At 70.9% G+C, this 16327-nt stretch carries 15 protein-coding genes; 9 read left to right on the plus strand and 6 right to left on the minus strand.

Annotated features, from left to right (window positions below):
* The first annotated feature begins 2 nt into the window (after positions 1-2).
* Together ABIA32_RS13000 and ABIA32_RS13005 are read left to right on the plus strand one after the other, a co-directional pair.
* Positions 3-467, plus strand: a complete 465-nt coding sequence (locus ABIA32_RS13000) for an Lrp/AsnC family transcriptional regulator (protein ID WP_370094264.1) — start codon at positions 3-5, stop codon at positions 465-467.
* Between the two features lie 260 nt (positions 468-727).
* Positions 728-2101, plus strand: coding sequence for an aspartate aminotransferase family protein (locus ABIA32_RS13005; protein WP_370094267.1), 1374 nt, complete (start codon positions 728-730; stop codon positions 2099-2101).
* Between the two features lie 16 nt (positions 2102-2117).
* On the opposite strand, the gene ABIA32_RS13010 is transcribed toward ABIA32_RS13005, so the two are convergent.
* The 3 genes from ABIA32_RS13010 to ABIA32_RS13020 form a co-directional block, all read right to left on the minus strand.
* Positions 2118-2969, minus strand: coding sequence for a GNAT family N-acetyltransferase (locus tag ABIA32_RS13010; RefSeq protein ID WP_370094269.1), 852 nt, complete (start codon positions 2967-2969; stop codon positions 2118-2120).
* A 150-nt stretch (positions 2970-3119) separates the two neighbouring features.
* Complete coding sequence (locus ABIA32_RS13015) at positions 3120-5903, minus strand: FtsX-like permease family protein (protein WP_370094665.1); 2784 nt, start codon at positions 5901-5903, stop codon at positions 3120-3122.
* Positions 5904-5908: 5 nt separating this feature from the next.
* On the minus strand, positions 5909-6607 hold the full coding sequence (locus tag ABIA32_RS13020; protein ID WP_370094271.1) for an ABC transporter ATP-binding protein: 699 nt from the start codon (positions 6605-6607) through the stop codon (positions 5909-5911).
* Between the two features lie 63 nt (positions 6608-6670).
* Between ABIA32_RS13020 and ABIA32_RS13025 the strand changes: the two genes are divergently transcribed.
* Complete coding sequence (locus tag ABIA32_RS13025; protein ID WP_370094274.1) at positions 6671-7384, plus strand: PadR family transcriptional regulator; 714 nt, start codon at positions 6671-6673, stop codon at positions 7382-7384.
* The gene (gene erpA / locus ABIA32_RS13030) at positions 7381-7734 is read left to right on the plus strand and encodes an iron-sulfur cluster insertion protein ErpA (protein ID WP_370094276.1); all 354 of its coding nucleotides are present in this window, start codon (positions 7381-7383) and stop codon (positions 7732-7734) included. The genes ABIA32_RS13025 and erpA overlap by 4 nt, the downstream gene beginning before the upstream one ends.
* A gap of 78 nt (positions 7735-7812) precedes the next feature.
* Here the strand turns inward: erpA and ABIA32_RS13035 are convergent, their stop codons facing one another.
* Together ABIA32_RS13035 and ABIA32_RS13040 are read right to left on the minus strand one after the other, a co-directional pair.
* Positions 7813-8379: a hypothetical protein gene (locus ABIA32_RS13035; protein ID WP_370094278.1), complete on the minus strand. Its 567-nt coding sequence runs from the start codon at positions 8377-8379 to the stop codon at positions 7813-7815.
* Between the two features lie 110 nt (positions 8380-8489).
* Positions 8490-8720 carry a hypothetical protein gene (locus ABIA32_RS13040; RefSeq protein WP_370094281.1) on the minus strand — a complete coding sequence of 77 codons (231 nt, stop codon included), beginning with the start codon at positions 8718-8720 and terminating at the stop codon, positions 8490-8492.
* Positions 8721-8872: 152 nt separating this feature from the next.
* Here ABIA32_RS13040 and ABIA32_RS13045 point away from each other — a divergent pair, with 152 nt between their 5' ends.
* Complete coding sequence (locus tag ABIA32_RS13045) at positions 8873-9847, plus strand: carbohydrate kinase family protein (protein ID WP_370094284.1); 975 nt, start codon at positions 8873-8875, stop codon at positions 9845-9847.
* Positions 9848-10007: 160 nt separating this feature from the next.
* On the opposite strand, the gene ABIA32_RS13050 is transcribed toward ABIA32_RS13045, so the two are convergent.
* Positions 10008-11402 carry a cysteine desulfurase/sulfurtransferase TusA family protein gene (locus ABIA32_RS13050; protein WP_370094286.1) on the minus strand — a complete coding sequence of 465 codons (1395 nt, stop codon included), beginning with the start codon at positions 11400-11402 and terminating at the stop codon, positions 10008-10010.
* A 420-nt stretch (positions 11403-11822) separates the two neighbouring features.
* Here ABIA32_RS13050 and ABIA32_RS13055 point away from each other — a divergent pair, with 420 nt between their 5' ends.
* The 4 genes from ABIA32_RS13055 to ABIA32_RS13070 all read left to right on the plus strand — a co-directional run bounded on the left by ABIA32_RS13055 (position 11823) and on the right by ABIA32_RS13070 (position 16310).
* Entirely contained in the window at positions 11823-12698 is an 876-nt protein-coding gene (locus ABIA32_RS13055; RefSeq protein ID WP_370094288.1) for a cytochrome c oxidase subunit II, read from the plus strand.
* Positions 12695-14437, plus strand: a complete 1743-nt coding sequence (gene ctaD / locus ABIA32_RS13060; RefSeq protein WP_370094290.1) for a cytochrome c oxidase subunit I — start codon at positions 12695-12697, stop codon at positions 14435-14437. The genes ABIA32_RS13055 and ctaD overlap by 4 nt, the downstream gene beginning before the upstream one ends.
* On the plus strand, positions 14434-14832 hold the full coding sequence (locus ABIA32_RS13065; RefSeq protein ID WP_370094293.1) for a cytochrome c oxidase subunit 4: 399 nt from the start codon (positions 14434-14436) through the stop codon (positions 14830-14832). Before ctaD ends, ABIA32_RS13065 begins: the two co-directional genes overlap by 4 nt.
* Positions 14833-15050: 218 nt before the next feature.
* Positions 15051-16310, plus strand: coding sequence for an Ig-like domain-containing protein (locus ABIA32_RS13070; protein WP_370094294.1), 1260 nt, complete (start codon positions 15051-15053; stop codon positions 16308-16310).
* The last annotated feature ends 17 nt before the right edge of the window (positions 16311-16327 follow it).

Genomic DNA, 16327 nt, shown 5'->3' on the forward strand with positions numbered 1-16327 from the left:
CCGTGCCAGTACCGCGAACGCCGACCACCGTCCCCGCAGCCCTCGACGACACCGACCGTCGGGTGCTGGAACTGCTGGGGCGCGACGGTCGCGCGTCCTACGCGGAGATCGGGCTGCTGGTGAACCTCTCCGCGACGGCGGTCAAGCGCCGGGTGGACCGGCTGCGCGAGCGCGGGGTGGTACGCGGCTTCACCGTGGTCCTGGACCCGGACGCGCTGGACTGGCACACGGAGGCCTTCGTGGAGGTCTTCTGCCGCGAACGCACGCCCCCGGAGGAGATCCTCTCGTCACTGCGCCAGTTCCCCGAGGTCGTCGCGGCCTGGACGGTGACGGGTGACCCGGACGCACTCGTGCACCTGCGGGCGGCGGACACCCGGCATCTGGAAGCGGTGATCGAACGGATCCGGCGCGAGCCGGGCGTGCAGCGGAGTAGGAGCACGGTCGTTCTCAGTCGGCTGATCGGCTAGCCGCGTCAGGGGCGCGAGGAACTGCGCGACAAGCCACCCACGCACCTGGCAGGCCGAACGCGCAGGGCCATCCGCACGCCGGTGGTTGTTCGCGCAGTTCCTCGCGCCCCCTGCGCTGCGCGCAGGAATGCTGCGTAGGGCGCACTGATCACGCAGCTTCCGTGCGTGCACCGCAGGGTTCCGACATGCCGGGCGCAGCCCTTGCTGCCTAGGGTGAGAACGCCCCCACAGCCAGCCTCTGTCAGCCAAAGGAACGCCCCGTGCCCCACCCCGAGCGGATGCACCAGTACGACGCCCGCATGGTCGACCTGGTCTTCGACTACATGCGGGAGCGCCTGCAGTACGACCCGGTCCCGCTGGACCACCCGGGTGACGGCGAAAAGCTCGCCGGCGCGCTGGAGGGACTGCTGAACGAGCGCGGAAACGATCCTGCGGACGTGCTCAAGCTCTACGACCACGAGCTCTCCCGCGCCGTCATCTCCGCCGACAGCCCGCGCTATCTCTCCTTCATCCCCTGCGCGCCCACCAAGGCCGCCCTGCTCTTCGACATGGTGGTCTCCTGCGCCTCGCTCCAGGGCATCTCGTGGCTGGAGGCGGCCGGTGCTATCGCCGCCGAGAACCAGGTGCTGCGGCTGATCGCGGACCAGGCCGGGCTGCCGGGCTCCGCCGGCGGCTGTTTCGTGTCCGGTGGCTCCGCGGGGAACCTCTCCGCGCTCGTCGTCGCCCGTGACGCGGCACGCCGCCGTCTCGGTGTGGGCATCGGAGCCCGCCTGCGGATCGCGGTCAGCGACCAGGCGCACTCGTCGGTCACCAACACGCTGAACATCATCGGCGTCGAGAAGCTCGTCGTCCCGACGAAGGACCACCGCCTCACCGGCGAGGCGCTGCGCGCCGCCATCGCCGCGGACGAGGACCCGGGCTCGATCATCGCCGTCGTCGGCACGGCGGGGACGACCAACGCGGGCATCGTGGACGACCTGGCGGGCATCGCCGAGGTCGCCCGTGAGCACGGACTCTGGTTCCACGTCGACGGCGCCTACGGCGGCGCGGGCCTCTTCGCGCCGTCCGTGCGGGAGAAGTACCGGGGTGTCGAGCACGCGGACTCCTTCGTCGTCGACCCGCACAAGTGGCTCTTCGCGCCGTTCGACTGCGCCGCGCTGATCTACCGGGACCCGCGTCTGGCCAAGTCCGTCCACACCCAGGACGCCTCCTACCTGGACGTGCTTCACACCGCCGACCACGAGCAGGAGTGGAACCCGACCGACTACGCGTACCACCTCACCCGTCGCGCACGCGGGCTGCCGCTCTGGTTCTCGCTCGCCGTCCACGGCACCGAGGCGTACGCGGAGGCGATCGAGACCGGCATCGCGCTGGCCCGCGACACCGCCGCGCTGATCAAGGCGGAGTACCCCGACCTGGAGGTCATCCGCGAGCCGGAGCTCTCCAGCGTCGTCTACCGTCGCAAGGGCTGGACGGCGAAGCAGTACTACGCCTGGTCCGAGCGCCTGCTCGCGGACCAGACCGGCTTCGTCACGCCGACCGGCTGGGAGGGCGAGGTCGTCGCCCGCTTCGCGTTCCTGCACCCGGGGACGACGACGGAGATGGTCAGGGAGATCCTGGACACGATGGTCTGAGCAGACTGACCGACGGTCAGAGGTAGGCCCCCGACGGGATGTAGTGCGTCGGGGGCCTCATCCCACGCAGGGCGAGGTAGCCGCGGTTGCTGACGGAGAGTCCGGTGGCGAGGCCGACGTCGACGGCCCAGTCCTGCTCGGCGGTGAGCGTACGGACGTCGGCGGGCTCGCCCTCGGGGATCCGCGCGAGCGCCTCGATGAGCAGGGCGGTGGCGACGCGACGCGTGGTGGCGGCGAGCATCATCACCCGGCCGCCGAGCCGGTAGCAGTAGCCGGAGCCGCCGAGGGTGTCGGCGACGAGCAGTTCGTCGCTGGTGCGCAGCAGGGCGAGGTGGTCCTCGCCGTGCGCGGCGCCACGGCTGCCGCGGTCGACGGAGTCGAGCAGAGCGAAGTGCGAGGCGTCGCCGAGGTGCACGGGTATGCCGCCGCTGGGCGGCAGCGCGGTGCGGTCGACGGTGCCGGTCAGGGCCATGGTGGGGTGCAGCTTGAAGCCTGCGGCGTGGTAGCGGCGGGCGGCGCGGGGATCCTCCGAGGCGACGATCATGCCGCGGAGGCAGCCGCGGGAGTGGGCGAGAGCGTGGTCGAGCAGGAGTCGGCCGGTGCCCTTGCCCTGAGCCTCCGACAGGACGGCGAAGAGGGCGAGACCCCAGAGGCCTTCGCGTTTGAGCGAGAGGGCGACGCCGAGCGGCCGGCCGTCCTCCTCGGCGAACCAGCAGCCGCCGTTGTCTGCGACGGCGAGTCTCCTGGTCCGGACGTCGGCGCGGGCGCGTTCCCGATCGCCGAGCGGCGGGACGCCGAAGGCGGATTGGTAGATCTCGCGGACGACGGCGGCGTCTGAAGCGGAGTCACGAACCGGTCGCAGAATCACTCGGAGATACTTGCACTATCTGGGGGCGCGGGGAACTGCGCGAGAAACCACCCTGTGCGGTGGCCCTGTCCGTTCGGCGAGCCAGCTGCGTGGGTGGCTTGTCGCGCAGTTCCCCGTGCCCCTGAGGTGCAACTACCTGTCGAGCCTCAACTACTGGTCTGCTGCGAGGAGCCGGGCGGGAGCGAGTCTGGCCAGGGCGCGGATCGCGAAGGTCAGCGCGGTGCAGACCAGGGCGACGCCCGCCGCCGCTGCCAGAAGGCCCGCAGAGGTGAGATCGACCACGCGGCCGCCGCCGAGCAAGCCCTGGCCCAGCGTGGCGAGAACGCCCAGGCCCGCGCCCGCGCCCAGCACGCCGCCGAGCGCGGAGAGCCAGACGCCCTCCGCCAGCGACAGCCGCGCCAGCTCCCCGCCGCTCCAGCCGCACGCGCGCAGGACGGCGAGGTCGGCCGCGCGTTCGCGTTGGGAGAGGACCAGGACGTCGACCGCGCCCGCCGCGCCGAGCAGCAGGGAGAGTGCCACGCTCGCGTAGTCCACCGTCCGGGCCTGGGCGACGACCGCGTTGCCCAGCAGGGAGCCGGCGACCTCGCCGTGGAAGGCGAGGGTGACGCCGAGCAGCACCGTGAACGCCGCGACGCCGAGTGCCAGCCCCGCCGCGCCCAGCGCGCTGCGGCCGGGGGCGCGGAGCAGGTTGCGCAGGGCCAGGCCACGGACCGTGCGGACCGGGCGGGCCCGGCGGACGGGCGTCACCGGCGGGTTGACCGCGTCCAGTGGACCGACCCTGGTCGCCCGCCAGGCGGGGAACAGGCCCGCCAGCAGGGCGAGCAGTATCGCCGTGGGCAGGACCAGGGCCGCCTTCGCGGCCGAGGTGTGCAGGCCGAAGGCCGCGGCCAGCGCGTAGGCGAGCAGCGCGCCCGCCGCGCCCGCCGAGGCGCCGATCAGCAGCAGTTCGCCGAGGACCAGTCGGAAGATCTCACGCGCGCTCCAGCCGACGCAGCGCAGCGTGCCGATCTCCGTGCGGCGGGAGCGGACCGACGCCAGCGCCGCCTGTCCCAGGAAGAGCGCGCAGACGACCAGCACCAGCACGAAGAGCACCGCGCTCTTGGCGTCGACGGCGGAGAGGATGCGCAGGGCGACGCCCTTCGCGGTCCAGCCCTCCACCACCCGGACGCCGGCCGGCAGCACGACCGTCTGCGGCATCGGCGAGCTGCCGACGGTGACGTCCACCGCCAGCGTCGGATACGCCGCGCGAATCGCCGCCGCCACGGCGTTGACCCGGGCCTGGGAGGCCTTGTCGACGCCGGTCACCCCCGCGACGCGGATCCGGATCGCGCTGATCGGTGCGGCGCGCTGAGCCGGGTCGCTGGGGCGGCTCGCGAAGAAGGAGTCGGCCGACGCCAGGGTGGTCAGTAGGGTCGGCGGCTGGCTGACGTAGCCGCCGAGATTGCGGTCCGGCAGCAGTGGCTTGTCGCCGAGCGCGGCGCGGCTCGCGGCGTCGGCCCCGGTGACGGCAGGGGACTGGTAGGTCTCCAGGGGAACGTCGCTGAGCTGGGAGAAGTTGCTGAGCTTGGAGGCGTCGTAGCGACCGACGAAGTCGAGAACGGGGGAGGGCGGACGGCCGTTGGGGTCGATCGCGCACATGCCCTCCACGCCCGCGCAGTCCGCCGACGGCACCTGGGTGACGGCGCGGAACTGGAGGCCGGTGTTCTCCTCGGGGACGTCGTAGATCCATCCCTGGGTGGCCGCACCGCGCCAGATGCCGAACGGCTGGGCGGGGCGCGTCACGGCCACCAGGCCGGAGGAGGTGCTGCGGTAGGTCACCGGCCCGACGGTCCAGTAGGTGGCGGACGTGTAGCCGGAGTGCGCCGAGAGGTGTTGGAAGCCGGTGGCCAGATCCTCGTGCAGGGTGCCGACCGTGGCCCCGGACAGGCCCGTGATGAACGCGTGCGCGGAGGGGCCGTCCAGGCGTGCGGGCAGCGCGGCCGGGTCGCCGGCGTCGAGGCGCTGGACGGTCGCGGTCAGCGTGCCGGCGCTCATCGCGTGGGCGCTGAGCAGCACCGGGACCTCGACGCTCGGGCGGCTGCCGTTGACCCCGTCATGGGGCTTGTCCGCCGCGGTCAGCATGCGTCCGGAGGTGATCGCGTGATTCAGGCCCACCAGCCGGGCCTCGGCCGTGGGGTCGATCGCGGTGACCAGCACCGGGTATTCGACGGAGATGTCGACGGTGGTCTTCCCCTGACCCGGCTCGCAGGTCATCCGGGTCCGTTCGGCGGGGGTGAAGGGCGAGGGCGTCGAGGTGCCGATCCCCTTGGGGTCCGATGTGAAGGGGCCGGAGTCCGCTACGCCGGTCCGGTCGTAGTTGACGTACCAGCAGACCGCGTAGCTCTTCGTCCCGCTCTGCTGCAGCTGCAGCTGTGGCAGCCACCCTCCGTGGGGTCGGGTGTCGATCACGGTCAGCGGGTCGCGGGTGACGTAGACGTACTGGTCGGACATCGGATACTGCCCCAGCCCGGCGCTCAGCACGGGACGGACGCGCAGCAGCTGGTTGCGTGCGCCGCTGTCCAGGAAGGCGGACAGGTCCAGCCGCAGGGTGCTGCCGATCAGCAGATAGCCGATGTTCGCCACCGGCGCCGCGACCTCCACGCCCGGCAGCGCCCCGATCCGGTGGTACTGGTCGGTGGAGATCCCGCCGAAGATGCCGGAGAGGAAGTTGGACTCGACCTGGCCCCGCTGTTCCTCCAGGGCGGTGCGCGTCCCCGGCGGGCGGACCAGCAGGTCGTAGGCGGCGCGGGAGTTGGCGTTGACCGTGCCGACGGTCTCCGCTTTGCTGGTGGTCACCGCCGAGGTCAGCAGGGTGAAGCTGGTGGCCGCGACCAGGATCCCGGCGGCCAGGGCGAAGGCCCGGCCGCGGCGGCGCAGCAGCTGGGCGAGGATCATCGCGATCACGGGCGCAGCCCTCCCAGCCGGTCGAGCACGTCGGCGGGCGGGGTGAGTTCGGTGTCGGCCGTGATCCGGCCGTCCTGGAGCCGGACGATCCGGTCGCAGCTCGCCGCGACCTCCGGGTCGTGGGTGGCGACGACGAGCGTGGTGCCGTAGCGCTCGCGCAGCGAGAGCAGCAGGTCGACGATGTCGCGGCCGATGACGCTGTCGAGATTGCCGGTGGGCTCGTCCGCGAGCAGCAGCCGGGGGCGGCCGATCAGCGCGCGGGCGATGGCGACGCGCTGCTGCTGGCCGCCGGAGAGCTCGGCCGGCAGCGCGGAGGCACGGGCGGCCAGGCCGACGGCCTCCAACAGCTCGACGGCGCGAGCCCGGCGGTCGAAGTCGACGCGGCGCGGCAGGACCGGTGCGAGCACGTTGTCGAGCACGGTGAGCGCGGGCAACAGGTGGAAGCGCTGGAAGACGAAGCCGACCTGACGCCGGTGCTCGTCCATCCGGCGCGGGGTCAGCGCCTTGCCGTCGATCTCGACCGTGCCGGTGGTCGGCGCGTCCATGCCGCCGAGGAGGTGCAGCACGGTGGACTTGCCCGCGCCCGAGGACCCGGTCAGCGCGACCGCGGTGCCGTCGGCGACCTCCAGGTTCACCGCGTCGAGCGCCGTCAGTCCCGGATAGCCGCGGGTCACCCCGCGCAGGCTCACCGGCATCTGCAATCCCCCTTACATTGCGGCAATGTACCGGTACATTGGCACAAGGTAGGAGGTGTGTAAATGCCGCTGCACCACGCGGTGCTGGCCCTGCTGGCTGACGGGCCCAGCCACGGTTACGAGCTCAAAGGGCGCTTCGAGGAGGCCATCGGCCCGCAGTGGGGCGGCCTGAACATCGGGCACCTCTACCAGATCCTCGACCGCCTGGTCCGTGACGGCTACGTCACCCGCTCGCACGTGAGCCAGTCGGACCGCCCGGACAAGACCCGCTACACCCTCGCTCCGGCGGGGCAGCAGGAGCTGCTCGGCTGGGCCACGACTCCGTGGGTGCGCACCTCGGGCTTCCGGGACGAGCTCTTCCTGAAGCTCTTCGGCGCGGCCAGGCTCGGCGAGACCGAGCTGGCGACGCTGGTCGCCGCGCAGCGGCAGACCTACCTCGCCGAGCTCGGCGCGCTCACCCGGCTGCGCCGCGAGCACGCGGGCGACCCGATGGTGGCGCTGCTGATCGACGCGGCCGTCGCGCACACCAAGGCGGACCTGGAGATCGTCGACTCCGCCGAGTCCCGGCTGGCCGAGGTGGCGAGCGAAGCGGGCAGCGCGGCGGGCGGGGTGGCGGGCGGGGTGGCGAGCGCCTCACGTATGAACGCGGACGGGGGAGTGATGAGCGGGGCCGGGTGTGCGAGCATGGACAGTCAGGACTTGGCCCGGAATACATCCGGGGCGCCGCCGGTTACCGCCGGTGGAAGTACGTCGTCAAACCCGGGAGTATGCAGATGACCGTCCAGGACGAGACCAGCGTCGAGAGCGGGATCATCCTTACCGACAACGCCGCGGCGAAGGTCAAGAGCCTGCTGGAGCAGGAGGGCCGCGAAGACCTCGCGCTCCGCGTCGCGGTGCAGCCCGGCGGCTGCTCGGGCCTGCGCTACCAGCTCTTCTTCGACGAGCGTTCGCTCGACGGCGACGTGGTGGCCGACTTCGGCGGCGTCAGCGTCGTCACCGACCGCATGAGTGCCCCGTACCTCATCGGTGCCACGGTCGACTTCGTCGACACGATCGAGAAGCAGGGCTTCACGATCGACAACCCGAACGCCACCGGCTCCTGCGCCTGCGGCGACTCCTTCAGCTGATCGTCGGCCCGCCGACGTAGCACCGTCAGAACCGCCCCCGGCCGTCGGCCGGGGGCGGTTCTGTGCTTCCGGCGCCCGTCAGTTCTTGCCGACCGGCCCGTGGCTCTCCATGCCGCTCGTCCACGCGTGCTGCGGGGGGAGCGCCTTGCCGGTGGCGGTGTCGACGACCTCGCGGCCGTCCAGCGGGCGGCCGAGGTCGACGCTGGCGTGCTGCGGCGTGATGACCAGCGGGCACATCTGCCCGGTCGGCGGGTGCTGCGTGACGACGACGGTGACGAGCACCTTGCCCGGCTGCGACTGGTCCGCTGTCACGCCGTACTTGTCGCAGACGCCGGCGGTGAAGTACACGGTCAGCACGGTGCCGGCGGCGCTGTAGCCGCTCGCCGGGAAGCCGCGCGGCGTCTGTCCCGCCGACGGGCTTCCGGGCTGGGGCGTCGTGGAGGAGCTCGGGCCGGGCGAGGGGGACAGGATCGGGCCGCCGGGCGTGATCAGCGAGGACGTGGGCCCGGGGCTGGGCACCGCGGAGGGCGAGCCGGTGGCCGTGCCGGACGAGCAGGCGGCCAGCCCCGCGGTTCCGGCCGCCACCAGGGCGACGAACGTGCTGAGAACCCGCATGCTGCGGCGGGGGTGGTGTCGGAACTCCACGGTGACGCCTCCTGCTCTGTCCCTTGCTGAACGAGCATGGGACGCGGAGGCAACGCTGCCGGTTCCATGGGGGAGTTCCATGGAGGAGTTCGATGGGGAGAACGAGGGAGTCAGTCGCCGTACTCCGACATCCCGCCGATCAGCCGGGTCTCGCGGGGGCCCACCCGGAAACCGGGACGCCGCCGCGGCGGCTGCGGAGCCTCGCTCGGCTCGCCGCCGGCCAGCAGCGGCCAGAACAGGCCCAGCCGCCGACCGCCCTCGACCAGTCCCGCCAGGGTCTCCGGATCCGCCTCACCGCGCAGGTACGCGGGAATGTGGATGGGGCTGCGGTCGGGCATCATCACGGGCCTCCTCGGCGGCTGCGCTGCCGCCTCTCAGCTCGACAGTAGATCCGTGGTGGCCGCCGTTCCAGCCCTACCTCGCGGTAATGCGAACGCGGGGCCCGGTACGGTAGAACCTCTTCACCCACCGCCGTACCGAGGAGCCCGCCGCCGTGCGTATCGCTGTCACCGGTTCGATCGCCACCGACCACCTGATGACCTTCCCCGGTCGCTTCGCCGAGCAGTTCGTCGCGGAGCAGCTGCATACGGTCTCGCTCTCGTTCCTGGTCGACACCCTGGACGTGCGACGTGGCGGCGTCGCGCCGAACATCTGCTTCGGCATGGGAGTACTGGGCCTGCGTCCGGTCCTCGTCGGCGCGGCCGGCGCGGACTTCTCCGAGTACCGCTCGTGGCTCGACCGCCACGGCGTGGACACCGCCTCGGTGCACATCTCCGAGACCCGGCACACGGCGCGCTTCGTCTGCACGACGGACGAGGACCACAACCAGATCGCGTCGTTCTACACCGGCGCGATGAGCGAGGCCCGCAGCATCGAGCTGCAGCCGGTCGCGGAGCGCGCGGGCGGCCTGGACCTGGTCCTGATCGGCGCGGACGACCCTGAGGCGATGGTCCGCCACACCGAGGAGTGCCGCACGCGTGGGATCGCCTTCGCGGCGGACCCCTCCCAGCAGCTGGCCCGCCTGGAGGGCGAGGACATCCGGAGGCTGGTGGACGGCGCGGCGTACCTGTTCTCGAACGAGTACGAGAAGGCCCTGATCGAGACGAAGACGGGTTGGTCGGAGGAGGAGATCCTGGACCGCGTCGGCGTCCGGGTCACCACGCTGGGCGCGAAGGGCGCGCGGATCGACCGCAAGGGCGAGCCGACGATCTTCGTCACCTGCCCGGCGGAGAAGGCGAAGGTCGACCCGACCGGCGTGGGCGACGCGTTCCGCGCGGGCTTCATGGCGGGCCTGACCTGGGGTGTCTCGCTGGAGCGTGCCGGGCAGGTGGGCGCGATGATGGCCACCCTGGTGATCGAGACCCTGGGCACCCAGGAGTACGAACTCCGCCGCGGCCACTTCGCTGAGCGCTTCGCGCTCGCCTACGGCGACGAGGCAGCGGCGGAGCTCCGTTCGCACCTACGGTAGTTGCACTACCTCAGGGGCGCGGGGCTCTGCTCGATGAACTGCGTGCGCGAGAAACCACCCTGTGCGGATGGCCCTGCTGGTTCGGCGAGTCACCTCCTGGGGTGGCTAGTCGCGCTCATGGCGGCGGAGCCGCTCATCAGCAGAGCCTCGCGCCCCTGGTTTAGTCCACCCGCCGCACCAAATATGCGGTTCCGTGCGCTCCCGGCAGGTACTCACTCGCCGGGGCCCGGCCCTCGTACTCCTGCTCGCGCATGTGGCACCAGGCCGGGATGTCGATCGCTGCCGCCTCGTCGTCCGCGAGCACAGCGATCAGGCCGCCGATCGGTACGTTGACGAACTCCTTCGCCAACTCGATCACAGGGATCGGGCAGAGCTTCCCCAGGACGTCGATGACAGTGACCTCCTGCGGAGAGCGACTCGCCGCCGCAGGCATCAGGTGGGCCCGCACCGAGGCCACCGCCTCCGGCAGAACGGCGAGGAACTCCTCCACCTGCTCCCGCGTCGCGTCCCGCCCGAGCGACACGCGCACGTTGCCCTCCGTCAGCGCGCCCATCGCGGCCAGCACGTGGCTCGGGGTCAGCGTGCTGGACGTGCAGGAGGAGCCCGAGGAGACCGCGAAGCCGGCCCGGTCCAGCGCGCCCAGCAGGGACTCTCCGTCCACGTACAGGCAGGAGAACGTCAGCAGGTGCGGCAGCCGCCGCTCCGCGTCGCCGAGGATCGCCACGTCCGGGACCAGGGCCGGGATCCGCGCCCGCAGCAGGTCCACCAGCGCGCGGAGGCGCGGGTCCGCCTCCGTCGCCTCCTGGCGGGCCGCGCGCAGGGCGACCGCCGCGGCCACGATCGCGGGGACGTTGACGAAGCCGGGCACGCGGCCGCCCTCCCGCTCGTCCGCGGGGAACGGCGGACGGTAGCGGACGCCCTTGCGGATCGCGAGGACTCCGACGCCCGCCGGGCCGCCCCACTTGTGCGCGGAGGCGGCCAGCGCCGACCAGGGGCCGTCCACCCGCGTCCACGCGATCGACTGCGCCGCGTCGACGAAGAGCGGGACGCCGGCCGCCGCGCAGAGCTCCGCCGCCTCGGTCACCGGCTGGACCGTGCCCACCTCGTGGTTCGCCGACTGCAGACAGGCCAGCGCGGTGCCGGGGGAGCCGATCGCCGCCTCGAAGGCGTCGAGCCTCACCCGACCGGTGGCGTCCACCGGCGCCGCGCTGACGGAACCGCCGTCCGCCTCGTGGCGCTCCGCGGCGTGCAGGACCGACGAGTGTTCGACGGCGGAGTGTACGAGGTGACGCCCTTTCCGGTGATTCCCGGCGAGCAGGCCCAGGACGGCGAGATGGTTCGCCTGCGTACCCGATGCGGTGAAACTGATCTCGTCCGGCCTGACGCCCAGGTCGGCGGCGACGCTCTCGCGGGCCGCGTCGAGCAGCATGCGGGCGTGCCGGGCGTCGCGGTAGAGCCGCGCCGGGTCCGCCCAGCCCTCGTCGAGCGCGGAGAGCAGGGCCTGCCTGGCCAGTGGATGCAGCGGGGCGGTGGACGCGACGTCGAAGTTCGGCACGGTTCCACCGTAACCAGCAGGTGGGTGGCACAGTGTCAGCGGCGGACCAGGAGAGCGGACCAGTGGGGGGCCGGGGTCGCCGAACAGCCCGGAATCGGCAGACAGCGGTGCCCGGGCCCCGCTGATCGTATTACGGGCTCATGCGGCGTCAGAAGGCGGCCCCCCGGCGTGTCGTCCAGTGTCCGGACGCGGGCCGTCAGAACGGCTCTGACCTGCGATTCAGCCTGTTCGGCCGCCGTTCGTGGGGATGATCGGCGCGTTAGTGGGACCTGCCCGCGAACCTTCGATTCGGCTGGAGTAGGGTTTGGGCCGCATAAACATCCAAACCCTGCCCGTGACCACGCCATCGGGAATCCCGGAGAGATCTCCGGTGTCTCTTCGGTCGGCTGGTGAGCGGGCGAGACTTCGGGAAGGCGCTACGTGAGTCCCAACGGCTCCGACCGCTCGCCGCGGCGCTCGATGCGGCGGAAGCTGCTTTCAGCGCTGACGCTGGGCCTCGTCCTTGCCACCGCCACAGGCTGCCAGTCCAGCAACCTGCCCAGGCTGGGCATGCCTGAACCCAGGGATCAGCAGGGCCACACGGTCCTCTTCCTCTGGCAGAGCTCCTGGATCGCCGCCCTGGCGGTCGGGGCGCTCGTCTGGGGGCTGATCCTGTGGAGCGTCATGTTCCACCGGCGCAGCCGATCCAAGGTCGAGGTGCCGCCGCAGTTCCGGTACAACATGCCGCTCGAGGCCCTGTTCACGGTCGTCCCGCTGATCATGGTGTCGGTGTTCTTCTACTACACCGCCCGTGACGAGACGGACCTGACCAGGATCAGCTCGCCGACGCACCACATCAACGTGGTCGGCTTCCAGTGGAGCTGGGCGTTCAACTACGAGCACTCGGTGCAGATCCACGACGACCAGACGCTGGCCGACCCCAGGGGTCCCGGCGCCTACGACGTCGGCACGCCGGGCGAGCCGCCCACGCTGTGGCTGCCCCAGGGCGAGTCCGTTGAGTTCGACCTGACCTCGCGCGACGTGATCCACGGCTTCTGGCCGGTCGACTTCCTCATGAAGATGGACGTCATCCCCGGCGTGGTGAACCACTTCCAGGTGACCCCGACCGTGCTGGGCACGTTTCGCGGAAAGTGCACCGAGCTCTGCGGCGTGAACCACTCGCAGATGCTGTTCAACGTCAAGGTGGTGACCCCGGCGGAGTACGAGGCGCACCTCGCCGACCTCCGGGCCAAGGGTCAGGGCGGCAACGTTCCGTCCGGCATCACGACCACGGGAGCAGGGAACCTCCAGAAATGACCATCCTCAATGAACCCCATGGGCTCAGCGGAGGAACCGCCACCGCGAGTCGCCCAGCCAAGGGGCAGAAGGCCGGTACGTCGATCATCAAGTGGATGACGACGACCGACCACAAGACGATCGGCACCCTGTACCTGGTGACGTCGTTCGCGTTCTTCCTGGTCGGCGGTGTGCTGGCGCTGACCATGCGCGCACAGCTCGCGCAGCCCGACGGCGGCGTGCTGACGAACGAGCAGTTCAACCAGGCGTTCACGATGCACGGCACGATCATGCTGCTGATGTTCGCGACGCCGCTGTTCGCCGGCTTCACGAACTGGATCATGCCGCTCCAGATCGGCGCCCCCGACGTCGCGTTCCCGCGACTGAACATGTTCGCCTACTGGCTGTACCTGTTCGGCTCGCTGATCGCCGTCGGTGGCTTCCTCACCCCGCAGGGTGCGGCCGACTTCGGCTGGTTCGCCTACGCGCCGCTCTCGGACGCGATCCACAGCCCCGGTGTCGGCGGCGACATGTGGATCATGGGTCTGGCTCTCTCGGGCTTCGGCACCATCCTCGGTTCGGTGAACTTCATCACCACGATCCTGTGCATGCGTGCCCCCGGTATGACCATGTTCCGGATGCCGATCTTCGTGTGGAACGTGCTGCTCACCGCGGTGCTCGTGCTGCTGGCCTTCCCGGTCCTGGCGGCCGCGCTGCTGGCGCTGGAGGCCGACCGCAAGTTCGGTGCGCACGTCTTCGACCCGGCCAACGGTGGCGCCATCCTGTGGCAACACCTGTTCTGGTTCTTCGGTCACCCCGAGGTGTACATCATCGCGCTGCCGTTCTTCGGGATCATCTCGGAGATCGTGCCGGTCTTCTCCCGCAAGCCGATGTTCGGTTACCAGTCCCTGATCGCGGCGACCATCGCGATCGCCGGTCTGTCCGTGACCGTGTGGGCGCACCACATGTACGTCACCGGCGCGGTGCTGCTGCCGTTCTTCTCCTTCATGACGTTCCTGATCGCCGTTCCGACCGGCGTCAAGTTCTTCAACTGGATCGGCACCATGTGGCGGGGCTCGCTGAGCTTCGAGACCCCGATGCTGTGGACCGTCGGCTTCCTGGTGACCTTCGTCTTCGGTGGTCTGACGGGCGTTCTGCTCGCCTCCCCGCCGATCGACTTCCATGTCTCGGACTCGTACTTCGTCGTCGCCCACTTCCACTACGTGGTCTTCGGCACCGTCGTCTTCGCCATGTTCGCGGGCTTCCACTTCTGGTGGCCCAAGATGACCGGCAAGATGCTGGACGAGCGCCTGGGCAAGATCACCTTCTGGCTGCTGTTCGTCGGCTTCCACACCACCTTCCTGGTGCAGCACTGGCTGGGCGCCGAGGGCATGCCGCGTCGCTACGCGACGTACCTGCCCTCGGACGGCTTCACCACGCTGAACCTGATCTCGACCATCGGCTCCTTCATCTTGGGCGCGTCGATCCTGCCGTTCCTCTACAACGTCTGGAAGACCGCCAAGTACGGCAAGAAGGTCGACGTCGACGACCCGTGGGGCTACGGCCGCTCGCTCGAGTGGGCGACCTCCTGCCCGCCGCCGCGGCACAACTTCCTCACGCTGCCCCGCATCCGTTCGGAATCCCCGGCGTTCGACCTGCACCACCCGGAGATCGCGGCGCAGGACTACCTGGAGAACCACGGCGAGGTGCCGGCCCACCTGCAGGTGGCACTGGAGAAGAAGGAGGCGGGTGACCGATGAGGGAGCAAGGCAAGATCTTCGCCGGCTTCGCGGTCTTCGTACTGGGCATCGCGATCTGGTACGGCGTCTGGTCCAAGGACCCGACCGGCACCACCTGCCTGTTCCTGGCGTTCGGCCTCGGGTCGTTCATCGCCTTCTACCTGCTGTTCACCGCGAAGCGCGTGGACACGGGCGCGGGCGACAACCCCCAGGCCGAGGTCTCGGACGACGCCGGCGTGCAGGGCTTCTTCAGCCCGCACAGCTGGCAGCCGCTGGCCCTGGGCCTCGGTGGCACGCTGGCCTTCCTGGGTGTCATCTTCGGCTGGTGGCTGATGATGTTCGCCATGCCGGTGATCCTCATGGGCCTCTTCGGCTGGTCCTTCGAGTACTACCGCGGTGAGAACCAGACGCAGTGATCTCCTGCGGCTGAGGCCACCGCCGAGGGCCGGGTTCCGTGCGCAAGCACGGGGCCCGGCCCTTCTGCTTGCTCCCTCGCTTGCCCCCTTGTTTGCTCCATTGCCTGATCTTCCTCACTCGGACGGGTGACTGAACGGGTGCCGAATGTCCGGGTTTCCTACGATGTGACGGAGCGTCGGAAATATCCGGGAATCCCGGAGAGGCGGAGCGGTCGGACATGAAGGCAGCACGGATCTTCCTCGTCGGCACGGCCCTGGCCGTGGTTCCGCCGGCGCTGAGCGGGTGCAGCAGCGGCCCCGGCGTCGGGCCGGAGAAGCCTGTCGACGCGAGTGCGCTGGTCCAGGTCTCGCCGGCAGGCGGCAAGGCCGTCGACCCGAACGCGCCGGTGGTGGTCACCGCGCAGAACGGCGCCCGGCTGACGGACGTCACCGTCGTCGCGGACGGCGGGCGCCGCCTGGCCGGGACGTTGGCCGGGGACGGCCACTCCTGGCGCTCCAGCGCGCCGCTGGCGGCCGGGACGCACTACACGGTCAGGGTGACTGCGGCCAACGGCGACGGGGACGGGCGCGGCAGCGTCCAGAAGGGCTTCACCACGCTCACCCCGGCCGCGACCCTCACCGCCACGCTCACGCCCGGCGACAAGGCCCTCTACGGCGTCGGAGAGCCCATCACGGTCACACTCAACCACCCGGTCCACGACCCGGCGGCCCGTCAGGTCGTCGAGCGCGGCCTCACCGTCCGCTCGACGCCCTCGGTGGTCGGCGGCTGGTACTGGGTCGACGACTCGACGCTGCACTTCCGCCCGCAGAGCTACTGGCCCGCGCACGCGGCCGTCTCGGCGGGCTTCGACCTGGGCGGGGCGAGGGTGTCCGAGGGGCTCTACGGGGGCACGCCCGCGACGGCCGGCTTCAACACCGGCGACAAACTGCTCGCGGTCACCGACGCGTCCAGCGACTACATGAGCGTCTTCCGTAACGGGGAGCGGATCCGCAGCATCCCGGTGACCACCGGCAAGCCCGGATTCTCCACCCGCAACGGCATCAAGGTGGTGCTGGAGCAGGCCCAGCACGTCTTCATGAACTCCTCGACGGTCGGCATCGCCGCCGACAGTCCCAACGCCTACCACCTGGACGTCTACTGGGACACCCGGGTCACCTGGAGCGGCGAGTACGTGCACGCGGCGCCCTGGTCGGAAGGCTCGCAGGGCGTCTCCAACGTCAGCCACGGCTGCACCGGCATGAGCACCGGCAACGCGGAGTGGTTCTACAACACCTTCCGGCGCGGCGACCTGGTCCAGGTGGTGAACAGCGCGGGCCACGAGATGGAGCCCTTCGGCAACGGCTTCGGCGACTGGAACCTCGACTGGTCGCAGTGGCAGAAGGGCAGCGCGCTCGGCAAGCCGGTCACCACCGCACCGGTCGGGCCCACGGGCGGGGCCCCGGCTGCCTCGGTCGGCTACCTGCGTCCGACCGCCTGACCGAATCCCCTGCGACC

Origin of the sequence: Streptacidiphilus sp. MAP12-20 (assembly GCF_041262525.1) — a bacterium.
Classification (GTDB): Bacteria; Actinomycetota; Actinomycetes; order Streptomycetales; family Streptomycetaceae; genus Streptacidiphilus.

What these genes read in the sequence shown, in the direction of transcription:
- ABIA32_RS13015 (WP_370094665.1), bottom strand. Translation starts at nt 5,903, where the DNA reads ATGATCCTCGCCCAGCTGCTGCGCCGCCGCGGCCGGGCCTTCGCCCTG.
- ABIA32_RS13020 (WP_370094271.1), bottom strand. Translation starts at nt 6,607, where the DNA reads ATGCCGGTGAGCCTGCGCGGGGTGACCCGCGGCTATCCGGGACTGACG.
- ABIA32_RS13025 (WP_370094274.1), top strand. Translation starts at nt 6,671, where the DNA reads ATGCCGCTGCACCACGCGGTGCTGGCCCTGCTGGCTGACGGGCCCAGC.
- erpA (WP_370094276.1), top strand. Translation starts at nt 7,381, where the DNA reads ATGACCGTCCAGGACGAGACCAGCGTCGAGAGCGGGATCATCCTTACC.
- ABIA32_RS13040 (WP_370094281.1), bottom strand. Translation starts at nt 8,720, where the DNA reads ATGATGCCCGACCGCAGCCCCATCCACATTCCCGCGTACCTGCGCGGT.
- ctaD (WP_370094290.1), top strand. Translation starts at nt 12,695, where the DNA reads ATGACCATCCTCAATGAACCCCATGGGCTCAGCGGAGGAACCGCCACC.
- ABIA32_RS13065 (WP_370094293.1), top strand. Translation starts at nt 14,434, where the DNA reads ATGAGGGAGCAAGGCAAGATCTTCGCCGGCTTCGCGGTCTTCGTACTG.
- ABIA32_RS13070 (WP_370094294.1), top strand. Translation starts at nt 15,051, where the DNA reads ATGAAGGCAGCACGGATCTTCCTCGTCGGCACGGCCCTGGCCGTGGTT.